This window comes from Pantoea trifolii (genome assembly GCF_024506435.1).
Taxonomy (GTDB): Bacteria; Pseudomonadota; Gammaproteobacteria; order Enterobacterales; family Enterobacteriaceae; genus Pantoea; species Pantoea trifolii.
Genome location: NZ_JANIET010000001.1, coordinates 3,870,852 through 3,894,063, shown reverse-complemented (window position 1 = coordinate 3,894,063; position 23,212 = coordinate 3,870,852). Strand labels below are relative to the sequence as shown.

At 56.6% G+C, this 23,212-nt stretch carries 20 protein-coding genes; 10 read left to right on the top strand and 10 right to left on the bottom strand.

The window, feature by feature from the left end:
* Positions 1-52 precede the first annotated feature (52 nt).
* Positions 53-949 (top strand): myo-inosose-2 dehydratase, encoded by an 897-nt coding sequence (gene iolE, locus NQH49_RS18150; protein WP_256697694.1) that lies wholly within the window; start codon positions 53-55, stop codon positions 947-949.
* Between the two features lie 79 nt (positions 950-1,028).
* Here iolE and glpD read toward each other — a convergent pair whose 3' ends face one another.
* A complete protein-coding gene (glpD, locus tag NQH49_RS18145) occupies positions 1,029-2,537 on the bottom strand; it encodes a glycerol-3-phosphate dehydrogenase (RefSeq protein ID WP_256697692.1) in 1,509 nt (502 codons plus the stop codon).
* A gap of 228 nt (positions 2,538-2,765) precedes the next feature.
* Between glpD and glpE the strand changes: the two genes are divergently transcribed.
* From glpE to malQ, 5 genes are all read left to right on the top strand, one after another.
* Positions 2,766-3,092 carry a thiosulfate sulfurtransferase GlpE gene (gene glpE / locus NQH49_RS18140; RefSeq protein WP_008107933.1) on the top strand — a complete coding sequence of 109 codons (327 nt, stop codon included), beginning with the start codon at positions 2,766-2,768 and terminating at the stop codon, positions 3,090-3,092.
* Between the two features lie 32 nt (positions 3,093-3,124).
* Complete coding sequence (gene glpG / locus NQH49_RS18135) at positions 3,125-3,949, top strand: rhomboid family intramembrane serine protease GlpG (RefSeq protein ID WP_256698458.1); 825 nt, start codon at positions 3,125-3,127, stop codon at positions 3,947-3,949.
* A gap of 42 nt (positions 3,950-3,991) precedes the next feature.
* Entirely contained in the window at positions 3,992-4,750 is a 759-nt protein-coding gene (locus NQH49_RS18130) for a DeoR/GlpR family transcriptional regulator (protein ID WP_008107931.1), read from the top strand.
* Between the two features lie 172 nt (positions 4,751-4,922).
* A complete protein-coding gene (gene malP, locus NQH49_RS18125; protein WP_256697691.1) occupies positions 4,923-7,328 on the top strand; it encodes a maltodextrin phosphorylase in 2,406 nt (801 codons plus the stop codon).
* Positions 7,329-7,378: 50 nt separating this feature from the next.
* The gene (gene malQ / locus NQH49_RS18120; RefSeq protein ID WP_256697689.1) at positions 7,379-9,433 is read left to right on the top strand and encodes a 4-alpha-glucanotransferase; all 2,055 of its coding nucleotides are present in this window, start codon (positions 7,379-7,381) and stop codon (positions 9,431-9,433) included.
* A 39-nt stretch (positions 9,434-9,472) separates the two neighbouring features.
* On the opposite strand, the gene nfuA is transcribed toward malQ, so the two are convergent.
* A complete protein-coding gene (gene nfuA, locus NQH49_RS18115; protein ID WP_008107927.1) occupies positions 9,473-10,048 on the bottom strand; it encodes a Fe-S biogenesis protein NfuA in 576 nt (191 codons plus the stop codon).
* A 58-nt stretch (positions 10,049-10,106) separates the two neighbouring features.
* Positions 10,107-10,784, bottom strand: coding sequence for a DNA utilization protein GntX (gntX, locus tag NQH49_RS18110; RefSeq protein WP_256697688.1), 678 nt, complete (start codon positions 10,782-10,784; stop codon positions 10,107-10,109).
* Positions 10,785-10,819: 35 nt separating this feature from the next.
* Here gntX and bioH point away from each other — a divergent pair, with 35 nt between their 5' ends.
* Positions 10,820-11,590, top strand: a complete 771-nt coding sequence (gene bioH, locus NQH49_RS18105; RefSeq protein ID WP_256697687.1) for a pimeloyl-ACP methyl ester esterase BioH — start codon at positions 10,820-10,822, stop codon at positions 11,588-11,590.
* Here bioH and NQH49_RS18100 read toward each other — a convergent pair.
* The gene (locus NQH49_RS18100; RefSeq protein WP_256697686.1) at positions 11,574-13,259 is read right to left on the bottom strand and encodes an alpha-amylase family glycosyl hydrolase; all 1,686 of its coding nucleotides are present in this window, start codon (positions 13,257-13,259) and stop codon (positions 11,574-11,576) included. The genes bioH and NQH49_RS18100 overlap by 17 nt on opposite strands.
* Positions 13,260-13,375: 116 nt before the next feature.
* On the bottom strand, positions 13,376-15,703 hold the full coding sequence (locus NQH49_RS18095; RefSeq protein ID WP_372340040.1) for a Tex family protein: 2,328 nt from the start codon (positions 15,701-15,703) through the stop codon (positions 13,376-13,378).
* Between the two features lie 192 nt (positions 15,704-15,895).
* Between NQH49_RS18095 and greB the strand changes: the two genes are divergently transcribed.
* Entirely contained in the window at positions 15,896-16,384 is a 489-nt protein-coding gene (gene greB / locus NQH49_RS18090; protein WP_256697685.1) for a transcription elongation factor GreB, read from the top strand.
* Between the two features lie 66 nt (positions 16,385-16,450).
* On the opposite strand, the gene yjbE is transcribed toward greB, so the two are convergent.
* Positions 16,451-16,693: an exopolysaccharide production protein YjbE gene (yjbE, locus tag NQH49_RS18085; protein WP_256697683.1), complete on the bottom strand. Its 243-nt coding sequence runs from the start codon at positions 16,691-16,693 to the stop codon at positions 16,451-16,453.
* Between the two features lie 500 nt (positions 16,694-17,193).
* Here yjbE and ompR point away from each other — a divergent pair, with 500 nt between their 5' ends.
* Entirely contained in the window at positions 17,194-17,913 is a 720-nt protein-coding gene (ompR, locus tag NQH49_RS18080) for an osmolarity response regulator transcription factor OmpR (RefSeq protein ID WP_001157751.1), read from the top strand.
* Positions 17,910-19,274 carry a two-component system sensor histidine kinase EnvZ gene (gene envZ, locus NQH49_RS18075; RefSeq protein WP_256697681.1) on the top strand — a complete coding sequence of 455 codons (1,365 nt, stop codon included), beginning with the start codon at positions 17,910-17,912 and terminating at the stop codon, positions 19,272-19,274. Before ompR ends, envZ begins: the two co-directional genes overlap by 4 nt.
* Before the next feature lie 35 nt (positions 19,275-19,309).
* On the opposite strand, the gene pckA is transcribed toward envZ, so the two are convergent.
* The 4 genes from pckA to yrfG all read right to left on the bottom strand — a co-directional run bounded on the left by pckA (position 19,310) and on the right by yrfG (position 23,188).
* The gene (gene pckA, locus NQH49_RS18070; RefSeq protein ID WP_256697679.1) at positions 19,310-20,929 is read right to left on the bottom strand and encodes a phosphoenolpyruvate carboxykinase (ATP); all 1,620 of its coding nucleotides are present in this window, start codon (positions 20,927-20,929) and stop codon (positions 19,310-19,312) included.
* A 274-nt stretch (positions 20,930-21,203) separates the two neighbouring features.
* Positions 21,204-22,076, bottom strand: coding sequence for an Hsp33 family molecular chaperone HslO (gene hslO / locus NQH49_RS18065; RefSeq protein ID WP_256697678.1), 873 nt, complete (start codon positions 22,074-22,076; stop codon positions 21,204-21,206).
* Positions 22,077-22,099: 23 nt separating this feature from the next.
* The gene (hslR, locus tag NQH49_RS18060; RefSeq protein ID WP_256697676.1) at positions 22,100-22,501 is read right to left on the bottom strand and encodes a ribosome-associated heat shock protein Hsp15; all 402 of its coding nucleotides are present in this window, start codon (positions 22,499-22,501) and stop codon (positions 22,100-22,102) included.
* A gap of 18 nt (positions 22,502-22,519) precedes the next feature.
* Positions 22,520-23,188, bottom strand: a complete 669-nt coding sequence (yrfG, locus tag NQH49_RS18055) for a GMP/IMP nucleotidase (RefSeq protein ID WP_256697674.1) — start codon at positions 23,186-23,188, stop codon at positions 22,520-22,522.
* Positions 23,189-23,212 lie beyond the last annotated feature (24 nt).

Genomic DNA, 23,212 nt, shown 5'->3' with positions numbered 1-23,212 from the left:
TAAATACTCCTCGGCGGCTCAGCGGCCGCCTCTGTGAATCAGGGACAACAAGATGAACAAAGACAACGTAAAACTGGCGATTGCGCCAATCGGCTGGACCAACGACGACATGCCGGAGCTGGGCAGCGAAAACACCTTCCAGCAAACCGTCAGTGAAATGGCGCTGGCAGGCTTTACCGGTAGCGAAGTGGGCAGCAAATACCCGCGCGATCCGGCGATTCTCAAGCCGATGCTGGATATCCGTGGTATTCAGATCTGCAACGCGTGGTTCAGCACCTTCTTCGCCAACGGCGAAAAAGCGAAAACCATCGACGAATTCACCAATCACATGAACTTCCTGCATGCGATGGGCGCGCGCGTGATTGGTTGCTCTGAGCAGAGCAAAAGTATTCAGGGCACCACGCTGGCGGTGCTGGAGCAGAAGCCGATTTTCACGGATGAAGAGTGGCGCTTAACGGCGGAAGGCTACAACGAACTGGCGGAGATCGCCGCGAAGAAAGGCATGCGTTTGACGCTGCACCATCACATGGGCACCGGCATCCAAACGCCAGCTGAGATTGATCGCTTTATGGAAATGACCAATGAGAATGTTGGCCTGCTGTACGATACCGGCCACATCTACTATTCCGAAGGTTCACAGCAGGCAATGCTGGATGTGCTGACCAAATATCTGCCGCGTATTTTCCATGTGCATCTTAAAGATGTGCGCGACAGCGTGGTGGCGGAAGTGCGCGAGAAATCGCTGTCGTTCCTGGATGGCGTGAAGAAGGGGACTTTCACCGTGCCGGGCGATGGCGTGATTGATTTCAAACCGGTGTTCAAAATCCTCGATGATTACGGCTATAAAGGCTGGATGGTGGTGGAAGCGGAGCAGGATCCGGCGCTGGCCAATCCGTTCGAATATGCGGTGAAAGCGCGTAAATACATCCGCGAGAATGCGGGTTTGTAAACGAGTAGACATTAAAAAGGTCGCCATGAATGGCGACCCTACGTAAACGGGGCGTCATTTACGACGCCCCGTTTTTATATTATGACGCTAACGACAACGCCGGTTTCTGTGCGTTAACCGCCAGCCACTCAGCAATGCGCGCCTGCTCGGCTTCGTTTAGCCACATACCTTGTTTGGTACGACGCCAAATCGCATCATCCAGCTCGCGCACCCATTCGTTTTTCACCAGGTAACGCAGCTCGGCTTCATAGAACTCGTGACCGAAGTTCTCGCCCAAATCGTCGATGCTCTTCGCGTCTGCCAGCAGCTCTTCGGTGCGGCTGCCGTAAGTACGGGCAAAGTGACGCGCCATACCTTCGCTGATAAACGGATAGCGACGACGCAGGCCAGCGGCGTAATCATCGCGTGAACCGGAGAAATCACCGCCCGGCAATACCGCGTTTTTGGTCCATGCTGGGCCGATGTTCGGGTAGTACCTGGTCAGTTTCTCCAGCGCATGTTCCGCCAGCTTGCGATAGGTGGTCAGCTTGCCGCCGAATACCGACAGCAGCGGTGCCTGGCCGTTGTCGTCATGCACATCCAGCGTGTAATCGCGGGTGATGGCCTGCGGTGAGTCCGATTCGTCATCGCACAGCGGGCGCACGCCCGAGTAAGTCCAGACGATGTCATCTTTGCTCAGCTGTTGTTTGAAATGTCCGTTGAACACCTTCAGCAGGTAGCTGATTTCGTTGTCATCGATCTTCACGTCTTTCGGATCGCCTTTGTACTCCACGTCGGTGGTACCAATGATGGAGAACTCATCCATCCACGGAATGACAAACACGATACGGTTATCTTCGTTCTGCAGGATATACGCCTGCTTTTCACGATGTACGCGCGGCACCACGATGTGGCTGCCTTTGATCAGACGAATGCCGTACGGCGATTTCAGCTTCAGGCCATCGTCGAAGAACTCTTTTACCCACGGACCGGCCGCATTGACCAGACCTTTAGCGCGCCAGGTGTAGGTTTTGCCGGTATCAATATCTTCGGCTTCTACCATCCACAAACCGGCTTCACGCCAGGCGCGGGTCACGCGAGTGCGGGTGCGAACTTCGCCGCCCTGTTTTTCCACTTCCTGCGCATTGAGAACCACCATGCGCGCATCATCAACCCAGCAGTCAGAATATTCGAATCCGCGCGTGATCTCCGGCTTGAGGGCCGAATCCGCGCCAAAACGCAGGCTTTTGCTGCCCGGCAGCGTGGTGCGTTTGCCGAGGCGATCGTACATAAACAGGCCCATGCGGATCATCCACGCCGGACGCAGATGCGGACGGTGCGGCAGACGGAAACGCATCGGGAAGGCGATATGCGGCGCCATTTTCAGCAGCACTTCACGTTCTGCTAAGGCTTCGCCTACCAGGCGGAATTCATAGTGCTCAAGGTAGCGCAGGCCGCCGTGAATCAATTTCGAGCTGTTGGAGGAGGTTGCACAGGCCAAATCCCGCGCCTCCAGCATCAGCACCGACAGTCCGCGTCCTGCAGCGTCCACTGCAATGCCGGCTCCGTTAATGCCGCCGCCGATCACGATCAGGTCTTTGGTTTCCACGTCATCTCCTCCGATGTTCGGAATAGTTCTAAAATGTTCGTTTTCGAGCGTAATAATAATCGGAAACCAACATCGACGCCAGCGGTTAACTGAATAAAAACATTTTTGCGTGATATAGCTAACATTCCGACAGGAAAAAAATCACATAACCCTATAAGTTGTCAGGTTATCGCGGCGGCTTCTCAGGTTAAACTAGGCGCTAATTGTGACCAAGTAATGAGAGACACCATGGAAACCTTCGAGTGTATTAATGTCCTGCAGGCGCAAGAGCATCTGGCACAAGGTGCGCAGCTGGTGGATATCCGTGATCCGCAGAGCTTTATGATGGGCCACGCGGCGGGCGCGCAGCATCTGACCAATGACAATCTGGCGGATTTCATCGCCAACGCGAATCAGGCATTGCCGGTGCTGGTGATGTGCTATCACGGCAACAGCAGCAAAGGAGCGGCGCAGTTCTTGCTGGGCCAGGGATTCAGCGCAGCGTACAGCATTGACGGCGGATTTGACGCCTGGCGCGCGGCATTCCCGGCGCAGGTTGCCCTCGGTGACGCCTAAGCCCATCGCATAAGGAAGGAGAGCACCGCATGATGCGCATCACCCAGTTTAACAATCCGCGCATGGCGCAGGCGTTTGTCGACTACATGGCGACACGCGGCGTGACGTTACGCATTGAGCGCGAAAGCCACTTCGTCATCATGTTGGACGATGACAGTAAGTTTGAGATGGTCGAAAACGAACTCGCGCAGTTCGTGCGCGATCCCAACCATCCGCGCTATCAGGCTGCCAGCTGGCATAGCGGCAGCACCGAAAGTGGCTTGCGCTACGAGCGCACCCACATCTGGTCGAGCATTCGCGAACGCGCAGGTCCGCTCACCATGACCATCATGGTCGCCTGCATCGCGGTGTTTATTCTGATGCAGATCGTCGGTGATGATGTGGCGCTGGATTGGCTGGCGTGGCCAGCGGACTCTTCGCAATATTTCCAGGTGTGGCGCTGGTTTAGCCATGCGCTGCTGCACTTCTCGCTGCTGCACATCCTGTTCAACCTGATGTGGTGGTGGTATCTCGGCGGTGCCGTCGAGAAGCGTCTCGGCAGCGGTAAGCTGTTTGTGATTATGCTGATCTCCGCGCTGCTGACCGGCTGGATGCAGGCCAAGTTTAGCGGCGTGCTGTTTGGTGGCTTGTCGGGCGTGGTTTACGCGCTGATGGGTTACTGCTGGCTGCGCGGCGAGCGCGATCCCGAAAGTGGTATTTATCTCGAACGCGGCCTGATTGGCTTCGCGGTCGTCTGGTTGGTGATTGGCTGGTACGGCGCATTTGGCCTGTCGATCGCCAACGCCGCGCACGTCACCGGCTTGCTGGTGGGGTTAGCGATGGCATTTGTTGATACGCGTAAGATCACGCGTCGTTAGCAGCACCAATAAAAGAAGCGGCTACGAGCCGAGGAGAGAGATGTGAAGCAGACGCAACGTCATGACGCCATTATCGACCTGGTCCGGCGTCAGGGATATGTCAGTACCGAAGAGCTGGTGGATCACTTTGAAGTCAGCCCGCAAACCATTCGGCGTGACCTGAACGACCTGGCCGATCAGAACAAAATTATGCGCCATCACGGCGGGGCGGCGCTGCCGTCCAGCTCAGAAAACACCGCATGGCAGGATCGTAAGATGATGTGGTCGGCGGAGAAAGCGCGTATCGCCGAGCGTGTGGCGAGCCAGATCCCTGATGGCGCCACGCTGTTTATTGATATCGGCACCACGCCGGAAGCGGTGGCGCATGCGCTGCTCAATCACAATAATCTGCGCGTCGTCACCAACAACCTCAACGTAGCGATTCTGCTGATGGCGAAACCGGATTTCCGCGTGATTATCGCCGGCGGCGAAGTGCGCACGCGCGATGGCGGCATCATGGGCGAAGCGACGCTGGACTTCATTTCGCAGTTCCGCCTCGATTACGGCATTCTCGGTATCAGCGGTATTGATATGGATGGTTCGCTGCTGGAGTTCGATTATCACGAAGTGCGCACCAAACGCGCCATTATCGAAAACTCGCGCTGCGTGATGCTGGTGGTGGATCACTCGAAGTTTGGCCGCAATGCGATGGTCAACCTCGGCAATATGAGCCTGATTGATTACATGTATACCGATCAAAGCCCGCCGGCCAGCGTGCTGAAAGTGATTGAGCAGCACGAAGTTCACCTCGAATTGTGTTGATCGCGTGGTAAACGGTCGCCATGAATGGCGACCGTTCGACACCCAGCGTGCACGATTTTTTTCCTGGTACTGACATTTCCCTGTCGCTTTTTTCTGCGGCCCCAGCTTTACTTATCCATTCACCTCTTGCGCTCGCCCCGGCTTTACCGTTAACGGACACGAAGGGATTGATATGTCGCAGCAAAAATTCAATAAAACACGTTTCGACGCCGCTCTTACCCGCCAATGGCAACATCTTGGACTCACGTCCGCCCAGCAAATGACACCGCACCAATGGTGGCAAGCGCTGAGCAGCGTGCTGGCAGAAATGCTGGCGACGCAGCAACCTGCGCCACCTAAACAAGGGCAGCGTCACGTCAACTATCTGTCGATGGAGTTTCTGCTGGGGCGTTTAACCGGCAACAATCTGCTTAATCTTGGCTGGTACAACGAGGTGCAAGCCGCGCTGGCGGAACATCAGATTGAGCTGAGCGAACTGCTGGAAGAGGAGGTGGATCCGGCACTCGGCAACGGCGGATTGGGGCGCTTAGCCGCCTGCTATATGGATTCAATGGCGACCGTCGGCCAGGCCGCGATGGGCCACGGCCTCAACTATCAATACGGCCTGTTTCGCCAGACGTTTACCGATGGACAGCAGCAGGAAGCGCCGGATGACTGGCAGCGCGATCGCTATCCGTGGTTCCGCCATAACGCCGCGCTGGATGTGCAGGTTGGCCTTGGCGGCAAGGTCAAAGAGAATCACGATGGCAGCATCCTCTGGCGACCTAAAATTCACCTCAAAGGCGAAGCCTGGGATTTGCCGGTGGTGGGTTATCGCAACGGCATCACGCTGCCGCTGCGACTGTGGAAAGCCTGCAGCGCGCAGCCGTTCGATCTCACCGCGTTTAACAACGGCCAATGCCTGCAGGCCGAGCAGCAAGGCATCGACGCCGACAAGCTGACCAAAGTGCTCTATCCCAATGATAATCATGCCGAAGGTAAGCGACTACGCCTGATGCAGCAGTATTTCCAGTGCGCCTGCGCGGTGGGCGATATTTTGCGGCGCCATCATCTCGCCGGGCGCGCCATTCGCACTTTGCCCGATTTCGAAGTGATCCAGCTTAACGACACGCATCCTACCATCGCCATTCCGGAGATGCTGCGCGTGCTGTTGGACGAGCATCAATTGAGTTGGGACGATGCGTGGCACATCACCAGCCGCACCTTTGCCTACACCAATCACACGCTGATGCCGGAAGCGCTGGAGCGTTGGGATGAGAAGCTGGTACGTGACCTGTTGCCGCGCCATATGTTGATTATCCGTGAGATTAATCGCCGCCTGAAAAAGGTGGTGAAGCAACAGTGGCCGGATGACAAAGCCACCTGGCACAAGCTGGCGGTGGTGGCTGACGGTCAGGTGCGCATGGCGAATCTGTGCGTGGTGAGCTGTTTCGCCGTCAACGGCGTGGCGGCGCTGCACTCCGAGCTGGTGGTGAAAGATCTGTTCCCGGAATATCACCGGCTGTGGCCGAACAAATTTCATAACGTCACCAACGGCATTACGCCGCGCCGCTGGTTAAAACAATGCAACCCGCTGCTATCGACGCTGATTGATGACAGCTTGCAGGTTGAGTGGGCCAACGATCTTGATGCGCTGGCGTGGCTGGCACCGTTTGCCCGCAAAAAAGCGTTTCGTCAGCAGTTCCGCGACATCAAGCAGCAAAACAAGCAGCGCTTAACGCTCTACATCAAGCGCGTGACCGGCATTGATATCAATCCGGATGCGCTGTTTGACGTACAGATCAAGCGGCTGCACGAGTACAAACGTCAGCACCTCAGTTTGCTGCATATGCTGCACTGCTATCGCCAGCTGCGCGATAACCCGGATAACCCCGACTTTGTGCCGCGCGTGTTCCTGTTTGGCGCCAAAGCCGCGCCCGGCTATTACCTCGCCAAAAACATCATCTATGCCATCAACAAAGTGGCGGAGGTGATTAACAACGATCCGCGCGTCGGCGATCGCCTCAAAGTGGTGTTTATCCCGGATTACCGCATCACCGCCGCAGAGTTGATGATTCCGGCCGCCGATCTCTCCGAGCAGATTTCTACCGCCGGTTATGAAGCGTCCGGCACCGGCAATATGAAGCTGGCGCTCAATGGTGCGCTCACCATTGGCACGCTGGACGGCGCTAATGTGGAGATTGCCGAAGCGGTGGGCGCGAAGAATATCTTTATCTTCGGCAACAGCGTGGACGAAGTGAAGGCGCTGAAAGCGGGCGGCTACAGTCCGAAAAAGCTGCGCAAACAAAATCCTTATCTGGATGGATTGCTGAAGGAGCTGGAGAAGGGCAAGTTCAGCGACGGCGATAAGCACGCGTTTGACTTGATGCTGCAGAGCCTGACCAAAAATGGCGATCCCTGGCTGGTGCTGGCTGACTTTGATGCCTACATCGCCGCACAGCAGCAGGTGGAAGCGTTGTGGAAGAATCAGGACGCCTGGACGCGCGCGGCCATTCTGAATACCGCACATACTGGCCGTTTCAGTTCTGACCGCTCGATTCGCGATTACCAGCAGCGGATTTGGCAGACGGCACGATAATCGATATTTCGGTCGCCATGAATGGCGACCCTACAAATTTCGGAGAAGCAATGACGCTTAACAAGCTGGATCAGGCGGCACAGGATGCTGGCATTTCGCTGCGCTTTATTAATGCGCATGGCGAGTCGGAAACTATCAGTGATGAGACCAAACGCGCGTTGCTGGCGGTCATGGAAACGCCCACCGGCAAAGCGCCACCGCTGCCGCCGGTGCAGGTCTTTGCCGCACGCAGCAAACGCCAATTGACGCCACAAGGCAGCGGCACTTTTTCCTGGCAGCTGCAAACCGAACAGGGCAAAAGCTTCAGCGGCGAGGTGCAGGGCGGCGAATTGCTCACGCTGCCGCCGCGTCTGTCACAAGGTTATCACCTGCTCACATTGCGCAAAGGCCGCCAGCAGTGGCAGACGCGCATTATCATCGCGCCACGACGTTGCTTTATCCCCGAATCCATCGAGCAAGGCGAGAAACTGTGGGGCGCGCTGGTGCAGCTTTACACGTTGCGATCGGATGACAATTGGGGCATCGGTGATTTCGGCGACTTAGCGCACATGCTGGAGAAGGTCGCCGATTATGGCGGTGATTTTGTCGGCCTCAATCCTTTGCATGCGCTTTATCCTGCACAGCCAGAAAACGCCAGTCCTTACAGCCCAACCTCGCGCCGCTGGCTCAACGTGTTGTATATCGACGTTAATCGGCTGGAAGATTTCCAGCGCAGCCAGTCAGCCCAGCGTTGGTGGGCAAGGGCGAAAACACGCCAGGCGCTGGAGCAAGCGCGCGCGGCCGAGTTTGTCGATTACAGCGCGGTGGCCGAACTGAAATTGACCGCGCTGCGCTTTGCCTGGCAGCGCTTTCAGCCTCGCGCCGCTGACGATGCTTCGTTCCAGCAATTTATCGTCGAGGGCGGCGATCATCTGCGTTATCAGGCGGCGTTTGATGGCATTCTTGCCGAGCGCAGCCAGCAACATCCCGATGAATGGGGCTGGGCGAACTGGCCGGAAGGCTGGCGCAATGCCTTGTTGCCGGAGGTGCAGCAATGGTGCGCGCAGCACGAAGATGAGATTCAGTTCTGGAGTTGGTTGCAGTGGGTAGCGCAAGAGCAGTTCGCCATCTGCTGTCAGATCAGCCAGGAACTTGGTATGGAAGTGGGATTATATCGCGACCTGGCGGTCGGCGTGGCGCAGGGTAGCGCGGAAACCTGGCAGGATCCGGAGCTTTACAAGCTTGGTGCATCCGTCGGCGCGCCGCCGGATCGTCTCGGTCCGCAGGGACAAAACTGGAGTTTGCCGCCGCTCGATCCGCATGTGATGCGTGCGCGTGGCTATCAGCCGTTTATCGATCTGCTGCGCGCCAACATGCGCGACTGCGGCGCACTGCGCATCGATCACGTCATGGCGTTGCTGCGTTTGTGGTGGATCCCCTACGGCGAAAGCGCGGATAAAGGCGCTTACGTGGCGTATCCGGTGCACGATCTGCTGGCGATCCTCGCGCTGGAGAGTCAGCGCCATCGCTGCATGGTGATCGGCGAAGATCTCGGTACGGTGCCGAAAGAAATCGTCAGCCTGCTGCGCAACAGCGGCATTTTCTCGTGGAAAGTGTTGTTCTTCGAGCAGCACGGCGATGGCAGTTACCGTCAGCCGCACGAGTATCCCGCGCAGTCGATTGCCAGCGCCAGTACCCATGATTTGCCGACGCTGGCGGGATTCTGGGGATTTAAGGATCTTTCTCTGGGGCACAAACTGGGCTTGTACAAAGAGAGCGTGTTGATTCCCTTGCTGGGACAAAGGGATAAACAAAAACAGGCGCTGTTGGATGCGCTGCATCAGATGAATACGTTGCCTGCACGCCAAAGTAAAGTGGCCAGCCGAGTATCCTTCACACCGCTACTCAATCGCGGCTTCCACCGCTATCTTGCACGGACTGACAGCGCATTACTGGGGCTGCAACCAGAGGATTGGCTGGCTATGACCTCGCCGGTCAACGTGCCGGGCACGGTAGATGAATATCCGAACTGGCGGCGCAAGTTAAGCGTCACATTAGAAGAGATGTTCAGAGGAAAAGTGCCGGGCTTGCTAACTGCGGTCAATACAGGGCGCAGGAAGCGTTAGAGAACGCGCGGCAGCGTCGGGTCGCTGCCGCGTGCTAAATCAGTAGTACGAGTGTTCGCCGCGCTGGTGCTCGGTCAAATCACGCACGCCTTTCAGCTCAGGGAAGGCTGCCAGCAGCTCTTTCTCGATGCCATCTTTCAGCGTCACGTCGATCATCGAGCAACCGTTGCAGCCACCGCCGAATTGCAGAATGGCGATGCCGTCATCGGTGATTTCCATCAGCGATACGCGACCACCGTGGCCAGCCAGCTGCGGGTTAATCTGCGCTTGCAGCAGATATTCCACGCGTTCCACCATCGGCGCATCGTCAGAGACTTTACGCATTTTGGCGTTTGGCGCTTTCAGCGTCAGCTGCGAACCGAGGTTGTCGGTAACAAAGTCGATTTCCGCGTCATCGAGGTACGGTGCGCTCAGTTCATCAACATAGGCGGACAGTTTTTCGAACTTAAATTCGGTATCAGTCGCTTCTACTGCATCGGGTGGGCAGTAAGAAACACCGCATTCTGCGGTTGGCGTACCCGGATTAATGACGAATACGCGAATCTGAGTGCCATCTTCTTGTTTGGACAGCAATTTTGAGAAGTGCTCTTGCGCAGCATCAGTAATAACGATCATGGCGATTGCTCAATAGTTGACTAAATTACTTGGTTATAATACGCCCAACACCGACGCTCTACAAGGTACGGCACAGGCAACCAATGTGTACGCTGGCCGCGCCTTGCGCCAGCAGGATGCGGCTAATTTCCGCCACGGTACTTCCGGTCGTCACAACATCGTCGATAAGCAGGATATGGCGTCCGCGCACCGGTATTTCAAGGCGAAAGGCACCGCGCAGATTCTTTTTGCGCGCGCTGGCGCTCAATAAATGCTGGACCGCGCCGTGTCGTATACGCTTGACCCCTTCGCGATAGTCACAGCCCAGCCAGCGAGCCAGCGGTTTTGCCAGCAGCGCCGCCTGATTGTAGCCGCGTTGCCAGGCGCGTCGACGATGCAGCGGTACGCTCAGCACCAAATCTACACGCGGCAGCCGGTAATCACGACGCATTGTTAACAATTTTAACAAAATCAGCCGCGCCAGCATCACTCTGAGTGCGGTTACGCGAGAAAACTTCAGCTGCTGTACCCAATCACTCAGCGGCGGCAGGTAATCGCTGACGCAGCTTAAGCTCTGCCATGGCGGCGGGCGACGCAGGCAGCGCCCGCAAGGTTGAGTTCCGCTGGCCGGTAACCCGCAGCACGGACAGAGTTCCGGCAGGCGCGGAATTTGCTGTACGCAGCGGCTGCACAAACCGTGGCTGGCAATCTGCAGCGGCAGGCGGCATAGCCAACACAGTGCCGGGATTGGTAGCATAGCGACCTCCTTTTCACTTTTCCGGAGTGTAACCGATGAGTTCGCTTTACTGGCACACCGCAGGCACGGGCGATCGCGATCTTGTGCTGCTGCACGGCTGGGGTTTGAATGCCGAAGTGTGGCAAAACATGATTCCGCGACTCAGCCCGCATTTTCGCCTGCATCTGGTGGATCTGCCGGGCTTTGGCCGCAGCCAGGATTTTGGGCCGCTGACCTTAGCGGAAATGGCGCAACAGTTGTTGCCACAGTTACCCGATCGCGCAGTGCTGCTAGGCTGGTCGCTGGGCGGATTAGTTGCTAGCCAGCTGGCGTTAACCCAGCCGCAGCGCGTTGCAGCGCTGATCACAGTCGCCTCATCGCCGTGTTTTACCGCACGTGATGAATGGCCGGGGATTAAGCCCGAAACGCTGCAAAGTTTTCAGCAGCAGCTGAGTACTGATTTCCAGCGCACCGTGGAGCGTTTTTTGGCGCTGCAAACCATGGGCACGGAAAATGCGCGGCAGGATGCACGTCAGCTCAAAGAAGTGGTGTTATCGCAGCCGATGCCGTCGGTTGAGGTGCTGGAAGGGGGATTAGAGATTTTGCGTCAGGATGATCTTCGTGTCGCGCTCGACGATCTGCCGTTGCCGTTCCTGCGCATTTACGGCTATCTCGATGGGCTGGTGCCGCGTCGTATCGCAGAAGAACTGGATGCTCGCTGGCCAGATTCATCCTCGGTGGTAATGGAGAAAGCCGCGCATGCGCCTTTCATTTCTCACCCGGATGAATTTACGCAGCTGATCACGGAGTTTACCGCAGCCACATAAACTGCCACGCAGCCAGCGTCAAAGGCTGGCTGCCATCCAGCTTTTCCCCGCTAATCACATCCTGCACAAGCCGCGTCAGCGGTAATTGCGTCGTCACGTCATGACTGCTGAGATTAAACACGCACAGCAAACCCTCTTCGCTGTCCGGCTGATGGCGACGCAGCATCAGCAAGGTATTCTCGCTCTCCAGCAGCGTCATCGGGTTATCGGGATGAAATGCGGATTGTCGGGTACGTAGCTGAATCAGTGCGCTAAGGCGTTCATACACCTGCTGACGTAGCGGATTGCCGCCGCTAATCCACTGCTCCATTTCATGCAGGTCGTATTTCTGACGATTGATGGCGCGGTTGTGACCCGCCGCGCGCACGCCGTCGTTATCGTTGCGCGAGCCGAGAATGCTTTGGATGTAGATCGCCGGTACGCCGGGAAACGACAGCAGAATGGCGTGCGCCAACAGGAAGCGACGCAGCCGCGTGTCATCGTCATCGTCTTGCTGATTAAGCGCATCAAAATAGGTAACGTTGATTTCGTATGGGCTAGTGGTGCCATCAGCATTGTTCTTGTACGAGACCAGCGCGCCTTCCAGCGCCAAATCGCGCACCAACGCCACAATCTCCACTTCCGACAAAATGCCGCGTGCCGGATTCAATCCAATGCCATCGTGCGAGGCGAGAAAGTTAAAGAAAGTGGTGGTGCCGCCGCCCAAATCCAGCGTGCTGGCCCACTGACGCAGCGCACGTGCCGATCCGGAATGAATGGCGTGCAGCACCAGCGGCGGCAGCGAAAACTGATACACCATTTGCGCTTCATCTTTGCCGTTGCCGAAATAGCTGATGTTGTCTTTATGCGGCACGTTGGTTTCTGTGACGATCACCGTGCCGGGCGCGACTTCATTGGCGATGGCGCGAAACAGCTTCACCAGCTGATGCGTTTTCGGCAGGTGAATGCAGTTAGTGCCCGGCGTTTTCCACATGTAGCCGACCGCGTCGAGCCGCACATAATCCGCGCCTTTGATCAGGTAATCGAGCAGCACATCAACCATGCGAATCAGCACTTCCGGATTGCCAAAGTTGAGGTCGATTTGGTCGGCGCTGAAGGTGGTCCAGATATAGCGTGTTTCGCCGTTGGCCATTGCAAACGGCGTCAGTAGCGGCGAGGTGCGTGGACGCGTCACCGCGCTAAGATCGGTGGCGGGCGGCATGCTGATAAAGAAATCATCCCAACCGGGATCCAGCGCCATAAAGTGCTGAAACCAGCGGCTGTGCGCCGACATGTGGTTGCAGACAAAATCAAACATCAGGCGCGTCTCGCGGTGCAGTGCGCTGATGTGCTGCCAGTCGCCGCAGATCGGATTGACCTGGTGATAGTCGATAACCGAGAAGCCATCGTCCGAAGAGTAGGGAAAAAACGGCAACAGATGCACCAGGCTGAAAGTGGATTGCAGATGCTGCTGATAAAAACGCGAGAAGCTGGCGAGGGTTGGCTGTTCGGGTTCACGGAACTGATCGGCGTAAGTGATCAGCACCACATCTTTCTCATCCCAGTGCGCCTTGCGCGGCAGTTTAACCGTATCGCGCGCGGCACGAATGTGCGAAAGCAGGCGTTCACGTGCCGCGACCGGAAAGCTGCCGTGATAAATCTCATCGATTAAGGCGTTGATAATATCCATTGGATCGCAGGGCCACGCGGCAGGTCATTTTTTCAAAGCGTAGATGGACGAGCAGATTTATCAAGGCGGTATGCGCGCGGAGACGGGATGTCTCCGCGCGTGTTTAAGGCAGGAACTTAACGTTTTTTGAAGGCGGCGGCGAGCGCATCACCCATGGCGCTGTTGCCCGCCGGAGCGCTGGCCGGTTTGCCACGGCCTTTGTTGTTGGCTGCCGGGCGAGCGTTTTCTTTGCCCGCGCTGCGGTTGCCGCCGCCGCGCGCATTACTTTCACCGGGCTGCTCATCCAGACGCATGGTGAGCGCAATACGCTTACGCTGCATATCCACTTCCATCACCTTCACTTTGACGATATCGCCCGCCTTCACCACCTGATGCGGATCTTCAACGAACTTGTCGGAAAGGGAAGAGATGTGCACCAAACCATCCTGATGCACGCCGATATCGACGAAAGCACCGAAGTTGGTGACGTTGGTGACGGCGCCTTCCAGCACCATGCCCGGCAGCAGATCGTTAAGCGTTTCCACGCCTTCAGCAAATTGCGCGGTTTTAAACTCCGGACGCGGATCGCGGCCTGGTTTTTCCAGCTCTTTGATGATGTCTGTAACCGTTGGCAAGCCGAAGCGCTCATCGGTGAAGTCGCGTGCATTGAGATCGCGCAGACCGCCTGGATTGCCCATCAACTCATTCAGCGCCTGCTCGGTGGCGGCCAGAATGCGCTCGACCAGCGGATAGGCTTCCGGGTGCACGGTTGAGGCATCCAGCGGGTTGTCGCCGTGGTTGATACGCAGGAAGCCCGCGCACTGCTCAAAGGCTTTCGGCCCGAGGCGGCTCACCTTCAGCAGTTGCTGACGGTTCTGGAAGCGGCCATTTTCATCGCGCCAGCTGACAATATTCTGCGCCATCATGCGGGTCAAACCGGCCACGCGGGTGAGCAGCGCCACAGATGCAGTGTTGAGATCGACACCGACGGCGTTCACGCAGTCTTCCACCACCGCATCCAGCTTCTTCGCCAGCTGGCTTTGGCTGACGTCGTGCTGATATTGGCCTACACCGATCGATTTCGGATCGATCTTCACCAGCTCGGCGAGCGGGTCCTGCAGGCGACGTGCGATGGAAACCGCGCCACGAATCGACACGTCGAGATCCGGGAACTCCAGCGCCGCCAGCTCAGATGCGGAATAGACCGATGCACCGGCTTCGCTGACAATCACTTTCTGCGCGTTGATTTGTGGGAACTGCTTCTGCACGTCGAGGAAGAAACGCTCGGTTTCGCGCGAGGCGGTGCCGTTACCAATCGCCACCAGTTCAACCTGATGTTTGGCGCACAGCGCGGCCACGGCCGTCGCCGCTTTCGCCGCCTGACCAGTATGCGGGTAAATAGTATCGGTCGCGACCAGCTTGCCGGTGGCATCCACCACCGCAACTTTCACACCGGTACGCAAGCCCGGATCGAGGCCCATGGTGGCGCGCATGCCGGCAGGCGCGGCCATCAGCAGATCGTGCAAGTTACGGGCAAACACGTTGATGGCTTCATCTTCGGCGCGTTCACGAATAGTGCCCATCAATTCGGTTTCGAGGTGCAGCAGCACTTTGATGCGCCAGGTCCAGCTCACCACCGCTTTACGCCAGCTATCCGCCGGTGCGTTATTCAGGCGCAGCTTGAGGTGTTCGGCAATCAGCGTTTCGCCATAACTTTCACGCGGGGCTTCGTCGAACTGCGGATCGGCATTCAGCGACAGCTGCAATACGCCTTCGTTGCGGCCACGGAACATTGCCAGCGCACGGTGCGACGGAACGCCGCTCAGCGCTTCGTGGTGATCGAAGTAGTCGCGGAATTTCGCGCCTTCTTCCTCTTTACCTTCCACCACGCGTGCTACCACATGCGCGTTCTTCCACAGATATTCACGCACTTTCGCCAGCAGCGTGGCGTCTTCGGCAAAGCGCTCCATCAGGATATAGCGCGCGCCATCCAGCGCAGCGCGCACGTCGGCGACACCTTTGTCGGCATCAACGTAGCTGGCGGCCAGCTGCTCCGGATCCTGCGATGGATCCTGCCACAGCGTGTCGGCCAGCGGTTCCAGACCGGCTTCAATGGCGATCTGTCCGCGCGTACGGCGCTTCTGTTTGTACGGCAGGTAAAGGTCTTCCAGCTCGGTTTTATTCAGCGTGCTGTTGATGGCGGTGGCGAGTTCAGGCGTGAGTTTGCCCTGTTCGTCGATGGATTTCAGAATCGACTGGCGACGATCGTCCAGCTCGCGCAGATAACTCAGACGGCTCTCCAGCAAACGCAGCTGGGTGTCATCGAGTCCGCCGGTCACTTCCTTACGATAACGTGCGATAAACGGCACGGTGTTCCCTTCATCAAGTAAGCGAACGGCAGCATCAACCTGGTCGGCGCGTGCCTTCAGCTCGCCTGCGATAATCTGGCTCAGTGAATCTTTCATCATCATTAACAATGCTTACACAGGGTTGGAAATAGCGGACAGTTATACGGAATGAGGCCGAAAATTGCCAGCCGGTGGCCCGTGAATCCGTCTTTTTCTGAATGCAGCGCGCGCAATCTTGCTGATGGTCAATCGGTCGCTTATTGTTAGCCTCTTTGCTGCGAAGAACCGCCGTCACCACGAGTTGAAGTCATGAAAACCCAACTGATTACCCGCGAAGGCTATAACAAGCTGCGTGCCGAACACGACCATTTGTGGAATGAAAAGCGTCCGGAAGTGACCAAAATCGTCTCATGGGCGGCCAGCCTCGGCGATCGCTCCGAAAACGCCGATTACACCTACAACAAGCGTCTGCTGCGCCAGATCGATCGCCGGGTGCGCTATCTGCGCAAATGCCTCGCCGATCTGAAAATTGTGGATTACGCGCCGCAGCAGGAGGGCAAAGTGTTCTTTGGTGCCTGGGTGCGAGTGGAGAATGAGCAGGGCGATGTGAAGCGCTTCCGCATTGTTGGCCCGGATGAAATTTATGGCGAGACGATGAAAGAGTACATCTCAATTGATTCGCCGATGGCGCGCGCGCTGATCAAGAAAGAAGTGGATGACGAAGTGGTGGTCAACACGCCGGAAGGGCAGAAGTTGTGGTTCGTTAACAGCATTGAATATGTGAAAGAGACGCCATAGCGGGGCGTTATGAATGGTCTGCTAAGGGTGAAGCGGTCGCCACGAATGGCGACCCTGCGATTGACATTATTTACCGGCTTGGGTTGCGGTGGTGGTTGAGGTGCCGCTGCCGCCTTTATCGCCGCCGCCCATGGTCGCCAGCGCCACGCCGAGCAGTGCGCCCACGGCGCCAACACCGATCGCGTCTGAGTTACCTTTCGCCGTGGTGGATGCTTGCGCGCCAGCTGCTTCGCCTGCACTGGTCGCCGCCTGAACCTGAGTGAAGCTGGTCAGTACCAGTGCGCCCAGCAGAATTAGGTTTTTTTTCATTTTTCTCTCTCCACATGAACTCAATAGCCGCAGTGTCAGAGATCGCGTGGTGAGAAGAAAGGGCTGTTTATTGCCTGATTTATCAGCCTTTATTTAATGCTGGCCTTGTTTGTTTTCGTCGTGGAATTGTTCCGAGAGCAGTTGCGGGGCCGAAAGCGAAATCACGGGATTTTATGCTGTCCTCCGCACACTGAAAGCGTATTCCACACCATCACCTTAAGCCAAATCGCCCTGAGCGCCTCGCTGGCGGCGGGATTTTTTGTCATGAACCAGTAACAGAAAGAAAATGCGCCAAATTTTCAGATAAGCGCTAAGCGGCTTGAAAGCACAGATAAAAAACGCGAAGCGAAGCGCATTTCAGGGCTAAAAATAAATATAAGCTGCTGTTTAATATGCTTTGTAACAATTTCGGCTAGAATATAAACCATTAATGACTGTCACACTGAGGCCTCTTTTTTTAACAATATTGGCTCAGGCAATGGCGCCTTTGGGAGTTGAACATGCAAGAGAACTACAAAATTCTGGTCGTCGATGATGATATGCGTTTGCGTGCGTTGCTGGAGCGCTATCTCACCGAGCAGGGCTTTCAGGTGCGTAGCGTTGCCAACGCCGAGCAAATGGATCGACTGTTAACCCGCGAATCCTTCCACTTGATGGTGCTTGATTTGATGTTGCCGGGCGAAGATGGTTTGTCTATCTGCCGCCGTTTGCGCAGTCAAAGCAACCCGATGCCGATTATCATGGTCACCGCGAAAGGCGAGGAAGTGGATCGTATCGTCGGTCTGGAAATCGGCGCGGATGACTACATTCCAAAACCGTTTAACCCGCGCGAGCTGCTAGCGCGTATTCGTGCCGTACTGCGTCGTCAGGCCAATGAATTGCCAGGCGCGCCTTCGCAGGAAGAAGCGGTTATTGCGTTCGGTAAATTTAAGCTGAACCTCGGCACCCGCGAGATGTTCCGTGAAGATGAGCCAATGCCGCTGACCAGCGGTGAGTTTGCCGTGCTGAAAGCGCTGGTCAGCCATCCGCGTGAGCCGTTATCGCGCGATAAGCTGATGAACCTGGCACGTGGCCGTGAATACAGCGCCATGGAACGCTCCATCGACGTACAGATTTCGCGTCTGCGCCGCATGGTGGAAGAAGACCCGGCGCATCCACGTTACATTCAGACCGTTTGGGGTCTTGGCTACGTATTCGTTCCGGACGGCAGCAAAGCATGAGGCGATTGCGCTTCTCACCCCGCAGTTCGTTTGCCCGCACCTTGTTATTGATTGTTACCTTGCTGTTCGTCAGCCTGGTAACAACCTATTTGGTGGTGCTCAATTTCGCCATTCTTCCCAGCTTGCAGCAGTTCAATAAGGTCCTCGCGTACGAAGTGCGTATGTTGATGACCGATCGGCTGCAGCTGGAAGATGGAACGCAGTTGGAAGTGCCGCCGGCCTTCCGACGCGAAATTTATCGTGAGCTGGGCATCTCGTTGTATACCAACGCGGCGGCGGAAGAGAGCGGTTTGCGCTGGGCGCAACATTACGAATTTCTCAGTGAGCAGATGGGCCAGCAGCTGGGCGGTCCCACCGATGTCCGTGTCGAGGTGAATAAAAACTCGCCGGTGGTGTGGCTGAAAACCTGGCTGTCGCCAGATATCTGGGTGCGCGTGCCGCTCACCGAAATCCATCAGGGCGACTTCTCACCGCTGTTCCGCTACACGCTGGCGATTATGCTGCTGGCGATTGGCGGCGCCTGGCTGTTTATCCGTATTCAGAACCGACCCTTGGTGGATCTGGAGCATGCGGCGTTACAGGTTGGTAAAGGCATTATTCCGCCGCCGCTACGTGAATATGGCGCGTCGGAAGTGCGTTCGGTGACGCGGGCGTTTAACCAGATGGCGGCCGGTGTGAAGCAGTTGGCTGACGATCGTACCTTGCTGATGGCGGGGGTCAGCCATGACTTGCGTACGCCGTTAACGCGTATTCGTCTCGCTACTGAGATGATGGGCGAGCAGGATGGTTATCTGGCGGAGTCGATCAACAAAGATATCGAAGAGTGCAACGCGATCATCGAGCAGTTCATCGATTATCTGCGTACCGGTCAGGAGATGCAGACCGAACGCGCCGACCTGAACAGCGTGCTGGGCGAAGTGGTGGCGGCAGAGAGCGGCTACGAGCGTGAAATTGAGAACGCGGTGATGTCCGAGGAGTTGATGCTGGATATCAACCCGCTATCCATCAAGCGCGCGCTGGCGAATCTGGTGGTCAACGCAGCGCGTTATGGCAACGGATGGATTAAGGTCAGCAGCGGCAAGGAGCTGAACCGCGCATGGTTCCAGGTGGAAGATGATGGTCCGGGCATCGAGCCGGATCAGCTGCAGCATCTGTTCCAGCCGTTTGTGCGCGGCGACAGCGCGCGCAGCACCAGCGGCACCGGCCTCGGTTTAGCGATTGTGCAGCGTATTATCGATGCGCATGAAGGTTCGCTGGAGATTGGTGATAGCGATCGCGGCGGATTACGGATTCGTGCCTGGTTGCCGATTCCGGAAGGTAATAGCAGTACGGCGGTGGTGAGTATTAATCATAGTGCGTGATACCCGGCGGGCATTTATGCCCACCGGGTTTCACATCACAACTGCGGACCCGCCTGAACTAGCGCTTTACCCGCATCGTTATCGGTATACTTCTCAAAGTTCATAATAAAGCGCTGCGCCAGATCCTGCGCGGCTTGCTGCCAGGCCGCTTCTGTCGGCCAGCTGCGGCGCGGATCGAGAATCGCGCTATCCACCTGCGGCAGAACTTTAGGCATCTGCAGGTTGAACACCGGCAAGGTTTCAGTCTCAACCTCATCCAGCTCACCGGCCAGAATCGCGTTGATGATGGCGCGCGTGTCTTTCAACGAAATGCGCTTGCCGCTGCCGTTCCAGCCGGTATTCACCAGATACGCCTGCGCACCTGCCGCTTCCATCCGCTTCACCAGCACGTCGGAATATTGCGTGGGGTGCAGCGTCAGGAACGCCGCGCCGAAACAGGCGGAGAAGGTGGGCGTTGGCTGCGTAACGCCGCGCTCGGTACCGGCCAGTTTGGCGGTAAAGCCAGACAGGAAGTGATATTGCGTCTGTTCCGGCGTTAAGCGTGAAACCGGCGGCAGTACGCCAAAGGCATCAGCGGTGAGGAAAATCACCCGCTTGGCGTGGCCCGCTTTGGACACCGGCTGCACGATGTTTTCGATATGCTCAATCGGATACGAGACGCGGGTGTTCTCGGTCTTGCTGCCGTCCGCATAATCCACGCTGCCATCGGCGCGCACCACCACGTTTTCCAGCAGCGCATCGCGACGAATCGCGCGGTAGATTTCCGGCTCCGCCTGCTCAGACAAGTTGATGGTTTTGGCGTAGCAGCCACCTTCAAAGTTAAACACGCCATCGTCATCCCAGCCGTGTTCGTCATCGCCAATCAGCTGGCGATCCGGATCGGTGGACAAAGTGGTTTTGCCGGTACCGGACAGGCCGAAGAACACGGCCACATCGCCCGCTTTACCGACGTTAGCCGAACAATGCATCGAAGCGATGCCTTTCAGCGGCAGCAGGTAGTTCATGATGGCGAACAGACCTTTCTTCATCTCGCCGCCGTACCAGGTGCCGCCAATCAGCTGCATGCGCTCGGTCAGGTTGAAGGCGACGAAGTTCTCGGAGTGTAGACCTTGCGCCTGCCAGTCTGGATTGGTGCACTGCGCGGCGTTCATCACCACGAAATCCGGTTTGAAGTCAGCCAATTCGGCTTCGCTCGGGCGGATAAACATGTTTTTAACGAAGTGCGCTTGCCAGGCCACTTCCATCACGAAGCGCACGCTGAGGCGCGTGTCGGGATTGGCACCGCAGAACGCATCGATCACAAACAGACGTTTGCCGGAAAGCTGCTGGGTGCAGCGATCTTTCAACGCCTGCCAGGTTTCCTGTGACAGCGGCTGGTTATCATTCTTGCCGTTGCCGACATCGTTCCACCACAGCGTGTCGCGCGTGGTGTCATCCCGAACGATGTACTTATCTTTTGGCGAGCGACCCGTGAAGATGCCGGTATCCACGGCAATAGCACCGCTCTGCGTCAGAATGCCTCGCGCATAACCTTCCAGCTCTGGGCGAGTTTCTTCCTGAAACAGGGTGTCGAAATCAGGGTTATACACCACTTCGGTGGTGCCGCTGATGCCCATAGAGGCGAGGTCTTGCGATGTCAGGCCGTTAACGCGCATGTGACTGCTCCTTTAATCGGTATCTGTTACTGCATATTTTTTATGGGGTGATTCTGCTGCCTGCCTGCATAGCCACGCAGGGCAGATCGCGCGCAGTGTACTCTTCTGAGCACGGCGGAAAAGAGAAGATAGTCAGAAATGCGAGCTGGAACGTGACAAGTAGAGAAATCTGCCACTTATGAAACTAAAGTCAGCGTTATTTAGCTAATAACCGTGATAAATGATAGGGATACGTTCAGCAGGAAAGCGGGCGGATGAACCGCCCGGCAGATAATTAATGCACTTGATCGCTGTTGTTGGTTGGCGCGTTGCGAAGGGCGGCAATATCCACCGCATCGAACACGTAATGCGAATTGCAATAGTCGCAATTCATGTCGATTTCGCCATCCTCTTCGAGGATTTCGTTTACTTCTTCCACTGGTAGCGTGCTCAGCACTTCGCCACAGCGCTCGCGTGAACAGGTGCACTTAAAGCTCACCGGCGTTGGGTCAAACACCGTGGCTTCTTCCTGATGGTACAGACGCCACAATACGTCGGTGGCGGGCAATTCGATTAACTCTTCGCTCTTCACGGTTTCGGTCAGCGTAGCGAGGTGATTGAAATCATCAAGGCTCGGCTCTTGCGCTGGCAGCACCTGCAGCAGAATACCGGCTGCGCCTTTGTCGCTGGTGCGAATAAACAGGCGCGTTGGCAGCTGCTCAGAACGCATGAAGTAATCTTCCAGACAACCCGCCAGCGTATCCGCTTCCAGGCCAACCACGCCTTGATAGCGCTCGCCTTTCTCTGGCGAGATGGTGATCACCAGATAGCCGTTGCCGACCATCTCTTTCAGGCTGCTGCCCGGTGCGATCTCCGCGTCTTCTTGCACGCGCGCCACGCCACGCAACTCCTGACGGTTATTACCGTTGATCACCGCCAGCGTCAGCGGACCGTCGCCCTGCAGCTGCACCGTGATATCACCGTCAAACTTCAGCGTTGCCGTCAGCAGGCTGGTGGCCACCAGCAGCTCGCCCAGCAAGGTTTTTACCGGCTCAACGTAGTCGTGATTTTCGACGATTTCACGCCAGGTTTCGGTCACGTTTACCAGTTGGCCGCGCACGGCGACGTTTTCGAACAGGTAACGGTGCAGTTGATCGTTTGTAGACATAGTGTTTCTCTCGTTGGGGCGCGTTATTTATCGCCCGACAATTTAAATTTCATCAGATCGCGGCGCTCTTTTTTATCCGGGCGGCGATCGGGGTGCGGCATAGTTAAGGAATTCATCTTGCGCGCCAGTGCGGTTTTCTCACGCTTGTCGATGCTGGCGGCGGTTTCGGCATACAGCGCCTGGGCTTCGCTGGCCGGGCGGCGCTGATCGGTCACTGCGGTGATCACCACCGTGCGCTCATCGTTGCCCTGACGCAGCGTTAATTCGGCATTCAGCTCCACCAGTTTGCTTGGCTTGCTGCGCTGGCCGTTGTAGTGCACTTTGCCGCCTTCAATCATTTCTCGGGCGATGGCACGCGTTTTATAGAACCGAGCGGCCCACAGCCATTTATCGAGGCGCACGCCTTCGCTCACTTTCTCTTTCATGGTATTGCGGCTCCTGCTTTAACGCAGCGTCTCACACAATTGACGATAATCGCGTACCGCCGGATGACGCTGGAAAGATTGATCGGGCCGACCGGAATCCGGATTGCTGACGCCTAAGCACCAGCGAATGCCCCAACTTGTCGCTGCATCCAGAATCGCTTCGCTGTCATCAATGAATAGCGTGCGCGCGCTGTCAAACGCAGTATGTTGCTGAACGGCCTGCCAGAGACGCGGATCCTCTTTCGGATATCCAAAGGTATGGGTGGAAAGTAATAAATCAAGGTGGGCAGCCAATCCGGTCTGCGCCAGTTTCACATCCAGATTGTAGGGATGCGCATTGGTCAGCAGAATGGTGCGTTTACCTGCGGCACGCAGCGCCTGCAACAGCGGCAGCGTATCTTCACGCATCGCCGCACGGTGGCGCTTTTCCCACGTCATGGCGCGAATATCCAGCGCCAGCTCCTGCGACCAGTAATCAAGACAATACCAGTTTAGCGTATGCACCACGGCCTGATACTTCTGCTCAATCAGCTGATGCGCTTCGCCCAGCGTGATGGCGCGTTCGCGGCTCAGGGTTTCCGGCACGTGTTCCAGCCAGAAGTGGCGGTCGAAAGCGAGATCGAGCAAGGTGCCGTCCATATCCAGCAGCACGGTATCAATCTCTGACCAGTTAAGCGTAACCTGCATTTTCTTTCTCGCCGCAAAAAAGTG